The following is a 10860-nucleotide window of genomic DNA, read 5'->3' as shown; positions in this document are numbered from 1 at the left end:
TTTCTGCCTGCTCCAGCATTTCATCCACACGCTGGCTAGGTTCATTCTGCCGCAGACCGTCCTCGAATTGTCGTTTGTTGATAACTTCGTTATCCCACGACTGTCCGTGTGCGCTGGTGTCGATGCGCACATCGGTTTCGCCAACATAGCCGATGGTACCTTCAATCGTTCTGGTGGGCAGGTCTACCACAACTTCATCCCCGACATTGTAGTTGGATGCTTCCTGTCTGGTAGCACGCTGTTCCTTTTCCTCATCTGTCAGATAGCGGTCGGACTGAATCATAAGGTCGATATACTTTTCCACCTGCGCCCATTTCAGGGTGATTTTCTGGTGGTCGGGATAATGAACAAATTCCAGACCCTTCCAGTCGTGGTTGACGAAGCCTCGACTGCCATCCAGATAATCGTGGGAGTGCCCACCGATACCGTACTCCTTTGCCAGTGCTTTGGCACGGAGTTTGCGGTCAGGCTGGGTCTGGTACAGCGCAATAATGCGCTGTTTGCCGCCTGTAAACCCTGAACCATGCCGCCGCAGCTCGTTCTCAATTTCAGTCTGCGACAAAACAAAAGCGGAGGGCGTTTTTTCGCTCTCCGCTCGGTCGATTTTTTCGATTTGCTGGGCTTCGGTGGGGATGTTCGCATCCAGAAAACTTAGCTGTAGATCAGCTCCGTCAGCACCAGTTCCTCTGCCTGCGTTTTCAGGCTGTTCATGTGCTGCACCCACATCAGTTGATTCTGCGCTTTGTCCGGGGCTGGGTCCTGCTTCAGAAACTGCTCCATGGTCTGCTGCATCCGGCTCTCTGCCGTCTGCTCCACCTCTATCAGGTGCGGATACAGGCTCCCGTTCAGGAGCATCGTGTTGTACAGCACCGGGCGATGGTCTTTCAGGTACGTCCGGCGCAGCCTGCCGTACTTGCCCAGCGGCTTCCGGGGCTGGTTCAGGGTTAGGTTCGGGAGCTGGTAGTCCCCGACGGTCGAGTAGGTCACGTTCCTGCTGTTCGTATTCATATTGGCTCCTTTCTGCATTGCGGCGGCGAATGGTTGTTTTTACGGTGCGCTCGATGTTACGCAGCACCTCCCGGCTCATGTCGCTGACTGCTGCGCCGAGGGCGTAGACACTATCCGGGGTTGAGAAATTGTAGATTGCCTGAAAATCGTCCTTGTCGAACCACCCGGCCGGCTCAATGCCGCAGCGTTCCAGCAGCGTGTAGGTGACGCTGATGGCGGCGGCAGACTTGAACTGCATCTCCACCCCGGCTTCATCATAATCCATCAAGAGCGAACCGTCAACGATGGCACGAATGTCCCCGCCGTTGTTGTCCCAGTAATCCGCCACCAGTTTCCCCGCAACATCCGCAAGCTGCTGGCTGACACGCGCTCCGCTGATGCCGTAGGTCTTGCTCAACATTTCCGAAACCGGCTGCACCAAATCGGGACCGAGCTGCCACACCTCCGGGTCACGGGAATTGCGGCGCACCCCGGTGTCGCTTACGTCAAAGACGTAGTGCAGCCGGGGGAATCCGCTGGATTCGTCCAGCAGGGCGATGCCCTTGGCACCCCGGCGCACATAACGGTTCATCCGGTTGTTCCAGATGTCAAAGTCGGCGCAGGCGGTGGCATCCGGGCGCTGGGCGAAGATCATAAGTTGGTCGGAAAAGGGGTACTTGTACAGCCGGGATGCGGTGGTCAGGTAGTCCGTCCAGCTTTCCCAGTATCGGGTCAAGCCGTTGGCCGTGCGCTGGGCAAGGGCAAGATATTCTTCGGTTTTGCTTGGCATAGCGTTCCTCCCTTCAATCTCGTTGTAAACAAAAAAGCGAGCGGCCTTTTCAGGTCACTCGCTTATGGAATCTATGGTAGTTTATAGCATGAATGGAAGTATTCTATCAAGCCCACTTTTTGCGGGTTATGAAAAAATTTCGGAACAATGCCTTATGACATTATCTCAGTTGACAATCATCGACAAACTGGGAATTATTTAATTCTCTGTGTACCTAATTGTAATTGTTCAACTGTTATTTTTGCTTTATTGTCATCTTCCTTTTGAAGATTTTCTATTTCCGAACCCCGAATAGCCAAAATGATTTCGTCCCCCACCTGTAAATCATCAAGTGTTATATCTACAACATCTTGTGTATCATAATTACAATAAATCATAGGAATTTGGGAACAATCAATAAGGCAATCATCCCCTAAAACACCTTTTCCTACGGCGGACAAAAACCGCATATCCGAGCTGTTTAAGTCTGCATACCGGTCATTGGCCGCAATGCGGTCTTCCATCTCGATAAAGTTATAAAATAAATCTGTTAACTGGTCATTGATAATCTTTGTACACAACTACTTCTCCTGTCTGTCTTAACGGACCTTCTCAGCATCCCACTCCATTACGGATCCGGTCGCTGCATCAATCGTGAATTCGTATTCCGTTCCACCGTAGATGATCTTTCCTTCGTATTCCGGACGTCCGTCATCATAATCAAGCTTCCATTCGTAGAAATCCTTGTCCGTTGCTCCGCTTACACGGTCAAGGGCTGTTTTCTTTGCATCTGCCTCACTGACCGTAACGTTCTTGCTGTCTGCTCCCATCGTTTTTTCTTCATATGCGGAGCTGATGATCTCTCCGGTGTCTGTCGCAATCTCATAGTCATACTTTGCACCGCCTGCATACCATTCAATGTCATATACCTGACGTCCGTCTTCATAGTCAAGCTTTGACTTGGTGATCGTTGCATCCGCTGCCTTCACTCCGGCATGCTCCAGTGCGATCTTCTGTGCTGCTGCTTCATCCACGGTTCCGGTACCTGTTGCATTCTGTGCCGGAGCAGGGGCAGCGGGGTCTGCCGTCTCCGTCTGTGTCCCGGAAGCCTGCGCATTCTGTTCTTGGCTGCTCATTTCCATGACAGCTCCTGTCTCTGCATTGATCGTGTAGGCGTAGGCATACTCTCCGGAAGTAAATTCCACCTTATAGCAGGCCACTCCCGCCACCTCACTTAAGGTCGTGGCTGAAATGTCTGCATCTGCCGCTACAATATCCGCTGCTTTTAACGCCGCTTCCTGTGCCTCCTCCATAGGGATCATCTGTGTCTGCTCCTGGCTGCTTTGCTGCGGAATACTGGCTGCCGCATTATCTCTGCATCCGGTCAGGGTCATTGCAAGTGCAAATGCCGCTCCGATAAAAATCCATTTCTTTCTCATATTCTTTCTTATCCTTCCTATCAGATTGGAATGTGTAAAGTGTAGCCGATATCCTGCCAGATCACAAGTGAAATTTTTGTGTACAGGGTATATACGATTTGTCGAGTTCAGTATACCACACCGAATCCCATTGTAAAAGAGCCTATGTACGCCGCCCGCAGGCGGCAAAATTCAGTCGAGCGGAAATTCCAGTTCGGCAAACTCGGCATCGGTCAGTAGTTTCAGCTTTTCGATAACACTCTCCGACAACTCCCGCAGGGCAGTTTCGTCAGGCATCAGGTAGCACTGCATGAGCCGCAGTTCGTGGATAAGCCCCATCCGGGTGCCGGTGTTGTAAAGCATCATCAGCATGAGTTCTTCATGGTTAAAGTTCATGTTCAGCCCTCACTTTCCGGCATACCGTGGGATTGCACTCCGGGGCATCGCACTTTTCCTTGAGATTCATCAGCACCGAAGGGCGTTCCGGCTGCTTGTCCAGAAACCCCTGTAAATCTTTGAAGCCGATGCTGTCCACATAATGCACAGACACCTCGCCATTGCGTTTGAGTGCGATCACATCGCTGACCGACAGGCTGTGCCCCTCAAAATCCTGCGGACGGGAGAGGTTGAACATCTGAAATAGTTCTTCCAAAATCTCGTTGTTCGGCACATCCTGCCACATGGCGGGCAGATCAGCATAGTAGGTGACCTCGTAATGCTCCGGGTCGGGCGTTTTGCCTCGACGATTCAACTCCCGCATAGAAGCAAATCTTTCATCGAAGATTTTCTCGTCATGCCGCAGCTGCATCACCATATAAACATCGCATCCTGCGTTCAGAAACTTCTGCGGGATGTCCGTCATGGGTTCACCGTCAAAATTCCGGTTCCATTTTTGCTGCATCGTCCACCTCACAGTTCTGGCGCAGAACGTGCAGAGGATTTTGGCGCAGACGTATCGCTTGTCAGTGCTGCCAGCTTTTCCAATGTGGAAGGGCGGTGGTCTGCACTCAGTTCCTCGGTTTCCGCAACTTTGTCCATGACGGCATCGTAGTCCTGCAACAGCCGTCGCCCCTTTTCCATGTGGTGAGTTTCCAGAATCTGCTCACGGGCTTCCTGAATAGTCAGCTCCGGGGCATCCAGCTGCCCACCGTCCATCACAGAATAATCGCTGTGGTAGAGGGTGTAGTCCCATCCATCCTCACAGGACTGGATTGCAAGGTAGCCTTTGCCGCCCAGTTCCCACGCCGCCTGCTCGTCCTGTGTCTGAATCTCCGGGTAGAAGTCGGCATGGTTCCGCTCCATGACCTCGGCAAACTGGCAGATGTGGAACACATTGCCCAAACCGCCCATGTCAAAGTGGTAATCATCCAGATGCTCCACCCGTGCCGTAAAACTGCGCCCATCCGGGTAATCCACCTGAATCACGCCGCCATCTGGAATGCGATAGAGGTCATCATAGTGGCTGTTGATGAGACGAATATCCTTCGGCAGCATTTCCGGCTCCCAGATGCGCCGCCTGCCAATGCCCGCCTGCGGGATGTTTTCAAGGATCTTTACGCTTTCCTGTTGGATGGCCTTACGGTCATCGTCCGAAAGTTCAAACAGATACCAGTTCCGGGCGGCAGGGATGGTGTTTTGTCCATCTGGCGGCAGATTCTTTTCCGAGATCTGCCCACTTTCCAGCGGCTCGCCAGTTACCTTGTTATAAGTGGCAAAGCCGACCCCTGCACCGTTTTCCCGGAGATGCAGATAGCGTTCATCGTTGATAAGGTAGACCGCTTCTTTTATCTGCTCCATCAGCACCCACCTTCAAATTCCAGCGAAAACTTGCTGCGGCCATCAGCTTCACAGGACAGCAGGACGGTGGCGTTGTAGGTCTTGCCCTTGGCGCTCTTGCAGTCCTTCAGGCGGACACGGCCATCCCGCAGCAGCTTGTCCGCCACATGGGAATCCAGCCGCTTGCCCAGACGCTTGAAGAACGCATTGTCCTTCCACAGCACGAAACGGCACTCCCGGTTCTCGCAGAACCAGCCCTTTTCACGCTCCACAACATTTGCACCACAGTTGGGGCAGACGCCAATCACTTTGTTTTTCATAAGCGCATTCGCTCCTTTCGCAGCCTCGGTGGTCGTTACCAGAGAGGAGATCATCTCTTTGATTTCAGTCATAAATTCGTTCGGCTCCATTTCGCCACGTTCGATTTGCAGCAGCTTTGTTTCCCAATCGGCGGTCATTTCCGGGGATTGGATTTCTTCGGGCATTACGGTGATGAGGGCTTTGCCCTTGTCCGTGGGCAGCAGCACCTTGGTTTTCTTGCTGCCCTTGCGCTCCAGAAAGCCCTTCTGCACCAGCTTTTCAATGGTGGCGGCTCTGGTTGCCGGGGTGCCGATGCCCTGACGTTCCACGCCCTCCGGCATACTGTCTGCACTGGCGGTTTCCATCGAGTGTAACAGGGTGTCCTCAGTAAAATGCTTCGGCGGGGACGTTTGACCCTCCTTCAGCTCTGCGTTGAGGATACCGCACTCGTTTTCTGCCGCATTGGGCAGGGTGGTAAGTTCCTGTTTTCGGTTCAGGATGTCTGCCAGCACCTTGCGCTCCATCGCTTTCCAGCCTTCCTCCAGAACCTCCTTGCCCTTTGCGGAGAATTCCTCTCCGGCACATTCGGTGGTGAGCAGGGTCTCCAGATACCGGAAGGGTTTGCTCACCGCCATCAGTGTCCGGGCGATGATGAGCTTCAGGACGTTCTGCTCGCCCTTGGGCAGAGCCTCCAGATCGGCTTGCAGCATACTGCGGGTGGGCAGGATGGCGTGGTGGTCGGTGACTTTTTCCCGGTTGACGGTGCGCCGTGTCCGGGGCACCGCCCCGTCCACATCTTCCGGGGTAATGTCGAGAAAAACTTCCAGTTCCTCGGTCAGCTCCTCCAGCATCTCCTCGTCATCGTCGGTGATATAGCAGCTATCAGTTCTTGGATAAGTGGTAAGTTTCTTCTCATAAAGGCTCTGTACATAGTCTAAAGTCTGCTGTGCGCTGTACCCCAGCAAACGGTTAGCGTCCCGCTGAAGGGTGGTCAGGTCGTACAACGGCGGCGGATTCTCGGATTTCTCCTTGCGGGTGATGCGCTGGATCGTTGCCACCATCTCCTTTCGGCAGGCTTCCAGCAGGTTTTCTGCCACGGTTTTTTCAGGAATGCGGCGGCTGGATGCCGTGCATCCGCTGGTCAGTTCCAGATCCACCGTGTAGAACTTTTCCGGCACAAAAGCGGCTATCGCAGCCTCCCGCACCACCGTCATGGCAAGCACCGGAGTCATGACCCGACCGACCGCTAAAGGTTGACCGTACAGACACGAAAAAAGCCGGGACGCATTGATACCGACCATCCAGTCGGCACGTTCCCGGCAGAGTGCTGCATTGTACAGCGCATCGTATTCAGTTGACGGTTTGAGGTGGGCAAAGCCCTCTCGGATGGCGTTTTCCTCCATGCTGGACAGCCACAGGCGGGAGAAGGGCTTTTTGCAGCCCGCTTGCTGGTACACCAAACGGAAAATCAGTTCGCCCTCGCGCCCTGCGTCCGTTGCACAGATGATACTGTCCACATCCGGGCGGTGCATCAGCTTTTGCAGGATGCCAAACTGCTTTTTGGTGCTGGCAGACACCAGATACTGCCACTTTTGCGGCAGGATGGGCAGGTCTGCGATGCTCCACTTGACGTACTTGGCGTCGTAGATGTTGGGCGGTGCCAGCTCTACCAAATGCCCGATGCACCAACTAACCAGATAGCCGTTGCCCTCCAGATAACCGTCTTTGCGGTTTGTCGCACCAAGGACTTTTGCATAGGACATAGCGACAGATGGCTTTTCTGCCACGACTAATTTTGCGATAAAAATCCCTCCAATCTGTTTCTGATTGCAATATGTACGGCGGCAAACGCCGCCTTAAAATCAGATAGGTTCGGTGTCCTGCTCGTCCGGGGCTTCATCCTCGTCCGGCACATCGGTCGGAATCTCAAAATCGCCCTTGTCCTCGGTGTAATCTACATCGGGGTCAAGGGCTTCTTTTTCTGCCTTTTTCTTCTGCATCTGCTGGCGATAGAAATAGAAGCCGCCGCCCGCAGCCAGCGCAATCAGGGCGACTATGCCCAGAAATGCGCCTGCATACTTTGTGATTTTGTTTTCCTTGGGCGGTTCAGCGGTTGCCGCTTCTTCTTCGGCTTTCTTGGCTTCTTCCTCGGCTTTCAGCCTGTCCAGTTCAGCCTGTGCCGCTGCTTCTTTCTCCGCAGTGTAGGCATCGGCAGCTTCTTCCTCCATCAGAGCCAACAGGTCGGCTTCATCCACCAGATTCATAAAGTGTACGGTTTGTGCGCCTTTACTGTTCCGGTCGATTACCAGATAAAATGTCGCACCCGATTTCGATACCAGCGTGATGAACTGCTGCCCGGAACCATCCGAATAATTGGTGTGGTAATCGTCCACCAGTGTCAGATTGCCCTTCGGGGTCAGTGCGCCGGAGGTTTCATCCGTGATGGTAACAACATCTTCCTCCACGACTTCCGGCAGAACAGGCGGTTCCACCGGCGCGGTATCATCCCCATAAGCGAATGCCGGAGCTGCCATGCCGATGCACAGCACCGCCGACAGCAACAGCGCACCAATTTTCTTAAATCTCATCGTTGATTTCCTCCTTGTCAAACTCTGCGCCGACTGCGGACAGCGCAGCCGGGGTCGGGGGCATAGTTGCCGCCTGCCGCAGCAGGATTGCAAGCTGTTCCGGGGTCACATTGGCAGTGCGCACCATGTCGGCAACTTCTGCCGCCGATTCCTCCTGAATGCGCCGTTCCAGAATCGCAATGCGGTTGTTCAGCTTGATGCGGCGTTCCTGCTCCTTTTTGAGCATCGCCTTGAGCTTTTCCAGTCTTTCACCCATAAAAATCCTCCATTTCATTTTGAAAGCCGCCCAAAACCTGCGAGATACTTCTCCCAGTAGGACGAGTGAATGTTTGCGTACTTGATGGGGTCTCCGGCGCTGACCATCATGCCGTTGCCGAGATAGATTCCCGTATGGCTCATGCCGGGAGTGTCGTAGGTGCCTTTGAAAAAGACCAGATCACCGGGCTTTGCTTCGGCTTCGGAGATGTGCTGGCTTTTCTGCCATAATCCGTTGGCGGTGGTTCTGCCCACATTGTAGCCGTTCTGGTTGTACACCCAGCAGACATAGCCACTGCAATCAAAGCCGGTTTCTGGGGTAGAGCCGCCCCAGACATAGGGCGTGCCCACATACTTTTGGGCTTCCTTGTAGATGGCGGCAAATTCGCTATCGGTCAGGGCTTCTGCCGGAACCTGATAGTCAATGCCCGGTGCGCCGGAACCGTCAGAGCCACCGGGCGGCAGACCGCCGTTGAACAGGTAGGGTCTGCCGCCCAAGGTGTCCTGAAAGATCTCGTAGCGTTTCCATTGGTCGTTGTCCAGTTCCTCCCGGATGACCACCTCCAAGCCACGGTTCACCAGCTTGGTGTGGAAGATGCGGTACTCGTAGGGAACCTGCGTGGGAACCGGGATGCCTGCCGGAGTCATGACCCAGACCGTCATATACCGGGTCTGCACCTCTACCCATGTGGTGAGCTTGTACTGCTTTTTGAAGGTTTCCTTCAGCTTGCCCTGCACCTCCGACCGGGTGTAATCGTCATACAAAGTCGTGAGAAAAGAGGTGAGCTGCCACGGGTCGTGCTCGATGGGGTCAAGGTGATACTGGTACTCGTTGTAGCCGGGGTGGTCAGTGGGGGTGCGCTTGATCTTTTTATCCAGCTCCTTTTCCAGCTTCTTGTAGTCCTGCTCTGCGCCCCGGATGTCCCTGTCCTCGGCAGAGTACATGGTCTGCCCGGATACCTGCGTGCCGCCGGAAAAGAGGATTCCGCAGGAGGAAAAGCCCGACATCACCATGAGGATGAGCAAAAGAAAAACGCCCACGATCACCAGAACGTGTGCGTTGCCCTTGGCGGCATTCATCAGCCCCTTTACGGCAGTGCTGACGGCAGTTTTGCCCTTTTCTACCGCCTGTTCCATGCTGGACCGGGCAGCAGATGCACCGTTGGATGCCGCCTTGCCGCCTGCGGTCTGCGCTGCCGTGCCCGACCGGGCGGCGGCATAATAGCTCTGCCGGATGTCCTGTTTCTGTCGCCACCGGGAAAGCCAGTTGGAACCGCCCTCGCTGGTGCCGGATGCGCCTGCATCTTGTGCCGCAGTCGGCTCCGATGCGGAAGATTTAGCGGTTTTGGTGCTTTTCTTGCCCTGCATCTTGGCTTTCTTCTTGAGTTTGCGGGCGTATCTGCTCTTGGAAATATCCCGGACATTTCCTGCCGCCTTTTCGCCCTTGCTCAACGCCTGCACACCGACGTTTTCATCCTCGTACTGGTCGATCTCTCGGTGCGCCGCAGACCGGGCTGCATGGGCGGCGAACATCTCACGTTTCTGCGCCTTGCTCAAACGGCTCAGTTCGTCCGGGGTCAGTTCCGCTTTGCCAAACCGCAGATGCTGTGCCTTTTCCACAGCTTTATCCGCATCGGTTTTCAGCTTTTTCTTTTTGGGCACCGTCTGCTCTACCTTGGCTTTTTTCGGGGGAGAACGGGTCTTTTTGGTAGACGATTCCTCTTTGATGTTCAGTTTCGGTTCACTCATTTCTGCGCGCCCTCCGAGACTTCACCCAACTTGGTGGTCATAATGCGGTAGAGTTCCAGATCGGTGGGGAAACGGTCCACAAACGGCAGAATGACATTACCAAAAAACAGCAGCCCTTCGCCCTCGCCGGAGTGGGTCACATAGGAAAGCTGGTGGGGTGAGATGTTGAGCTGCTTTGCGAGGATCTGCCGATCGCCGTTCGCCTGATTGAGCATATACACAAAGTCCGAGTTCTCGAAAATGTTCGATACTTCAGGACTTGCCAGCAGATCTTTGACATTCTGCGTTAGGGCTGTCGGGATGCCGCCCCACTTACGGAAACGCTTCCAGATCTCCACGGAATACGCCGCTGTCTGCTCCTCTTTCAGCAAAAGGTGGAATTCATCAGCATAGTACCGGGTGGATTTTCCGGCACTGCGGTTGGCGGTAACACGCCCCCACACGGCATCCTGCACGATCAGCATACCGAGTTTTTTCAGTTGCTTGCCCAGTTGCTTGATGTCGAAGCAGACGATACGGTTGTGGATATCCACGTTGGTGTGGTGGTTGAAAATGTTCAAAGAACCCTTGACGTAGATTTCCAGCGCAGCCGCCACATGACGGGCTTCCGGTTCGTCCTGCGTCAGCAGCGCATTGTACAGATCTTCCAGCAGGGGCATATTTTCCGGGGTGGGATTCTCAAAATACTTGCGGTAGACCACATGAACACAGCGGTCAATGACCGTCTTTTCTACCGGCTGCAAGCCCTCTTTGCAGCCCACCACCAGCTCACACAGAGAAAGAATAAAGTCCGCCTTCAACGCCAGCGGATTGTCCTCCTCACTGTAATTGCTGTTGATGTCCATGGGGTTGATATACTGAGTGCTGGCAGGGCCGATGTGGATAACCTGTCCATGCAGACGCTCCACCAGCGGAGCGTAATCGGCTGGGTCAGCGGTGTTACCACCGCCTTCCCGCCTAAGAACCGTACGTGACAGTTTCCCGTCATACGGCTCAAGCATTTCATCACTTCTTCAAG

Annotated in this window: 11 protein-coding genes and 1 pseudogene; all 12 read right to left on the bottom strand. The window is 54.1% G+C overall.

Annotated features, from left to right (window positions below; genetic code table 11):
- The coding region (locus F3G95_RS13855) for a hypothetical protein (protein ID WP_188117561.1) at positions 1–724 on the bottom strand (724 nt) is incomplete at its 3' end.
- Complete coding sequence (locus tag F3G95_RS13460; protein ID WP_149795351.1) at positions 652–1008, bottom strand: TnpV protein; 357 nt, start codon at positions 1006–1008, stop codon at positions 652–654. The genes F3G95_RS13460 and F3G95_RS13855, both read right to left, overlap by 73 nt.
- A 963-nt stretch (positions 1009–1971) precedes the next feature.
- Complete coding sequence (locus F3G95_RS14020; RefSeq protein WP_223386013.1) at positions 1972–2337, bottom strand: hypothetical protein; 366 nt, start codon at positions 2335–2337, stop codon at positions 1972–1974.
- Positions 2338–2355: 18 nt separating this feature from the next.
- Positions 2356–3195: a PepSY domain-containing protein gene (locus F3G95_RS13445; protein WP_149795350.1), complete on the bottom strand. Its 840-nt coding sequence runs from the start codon at positions 3193–3195 to the stop codon at positions 2356–2358.
- A gap of 171 nt (positions 3196–3366) precedes the next feature.
- Positions 3367–3570, bottom strand: a complete 204-nt coding sequence (locus tag F3G95_RS13440) for a transposon-transfer assisting family protein (protein ID WP_112146270.1) — start codon at positions 3568–3570, stop codon at positions 3367–3369.
- Positions 3560–4075 carry a YodL domain-containing protein gene (locus tag F3G95_RS13435; protein WP_149795349.1) on the bottom strand — a complete coding sequence of 172 codons (516 nt, stop codon included), beginning with the start codon at positions 4073–4075 and terminating at the stop codon, positions 3560–3562. Before F3G95_RS13435 ends, F3G95_RS13440 begins: the two co-directional genes overlap by 11 nt.
- 8 nt (positions 4076–4083) lie before the next feature.
- A complete protein-coding gene (locus tag F3G95_RS13430) occupies positions 4084–4971 on the bottom strand; it encodes an LPD16 domain-containing protein (RefSeq protein ID WP_149795348.1) in 888 nt (295 codons plus the stop codon).
- Entirely contained in the window at positions 4971–7052 is a 2082-nt protein-coding gene (locus F3G95_RS13425; RefSeq protein ID WP_149795347.1) for a DNA topoisomerase 3, read from the bottom strand. Before F3G95_RS13425 ends, F3G95_RS13430 begins: the two co-directional genes overlap by 1 nt.
- A gap of 60 nt (positions 7053–7112) precedes the next feature.
- Entirely contained in the window at positions 7113–7838 is a 726-nt protein-coding gene (locus F3G95_RS13420; protein ID WP_149795346.1) for a DUF4366 domain-containing protein, read from the bottom strand.
- Positions 7828–8094, bottom strand: coding sequence for a DUF4315 family protein (locus F3G95_RS13415; RefSeq protein ID WP_117527065.1), 267 nt, complete (start codon positions 8092–8094; stop codon positions 7828–7830). Before F3G95_RS13415 ends, F3G95_RS13420 begins: the two co-directional genes overlap by 11 nt.
- Before the next feature lie 14 nt (positions 8095–8108).
- Positions 8109–9842, bottom strand: a complete 1734-nt coding sequence (locus F3G95_RS13410; protein WP_149795345.1) for a CD1108 family mobile element protein — start codon at positions 9840–9842, stop codon at positions 8109–8111.
- Positions 9839–10774: pseudogene (locus F3G95_RS13405) on the bottom strand (conjugal transfer protein TraE); the annotation flags it as partial. The pseudogene F3G95_RS13405 and the gene F3G95_RS13410, both read right to left, overlap by 4 nt.
- Between the last annotated feature and the right edge of the window lie 86 nt (positions 10775–10860).

The organism is Faecalibacterium sp. Marseille-P9312 (assembly GCF_902497445.1).
Classification (GTDB): Bacteria; Bacillota; Clostridia; order Oscillospirales; family Ruminococcaceae; genus Faecalibacterium; species Faecalibacterium longum.
This window is presented reverse-complemented; position numbering and strand designations above follow the sequence as displayed.

Bases quoted from the DNA above. Each gene is read 5' to 3' on its own strand.
- F3G95_RS13415 (WP_117527065.1), bottom strand. From the start codon at position 8,094: ATGGGTGAAAGACTGGAAAAGCTCAAGGCGATGCTCAAAAAGGAGCAG.
- F3G95_RS13440 (WP_112146270.1), bottom strand. From the start codon at position 3,570: ATGAACTTTAACCATGAAGAACTCATGCTGATGATGCTTTACAACACC.
- F3G95_RS13430 (WP_149795348.1), bottom strand. From the start codon at position 4,971: ATGGAGCAGATAAAAGAAGCGGTCTACCTTATCAACGATGAACGCTAT.
- F3G95_RS13435 (WP_149795349.1), bottom strand. From the start codon at position 4,075: ATGCAGCAAAAATGGAACCGGAATTTTGACGGTGAACCCATGACGGAC.
- F3G95_RS13460 (WP_149795351.1), bottom strand. From the start codon at position 1,008: ATGAATACGAACAGCAGGAACGTGACCTACTCGACCGTCGGGGACTAC.
- F3G95_RS13445 (WP_149795350.1), bottom strand. From the start codon at position 3,195: ATGAGAAAGAAATGGATTTTTATCGGAGCGGCATTTGCACTTGCAATG.
- F3G95_RS13420 (WP_149795346.1), bottom strand. From the start codon at position 7,838: ATGAGATTTAAGAAAATTGGTGCGCTGTTGCTGTCGGCGGTGCTGTGC.
- F3G95_RS13410 (WP_149795345.1), bottom strand. From the start codon at position 9,842: ATGAGTGAACCGAAACTGAACATCAAAGAGGAATCGTCTACCAAAAAG.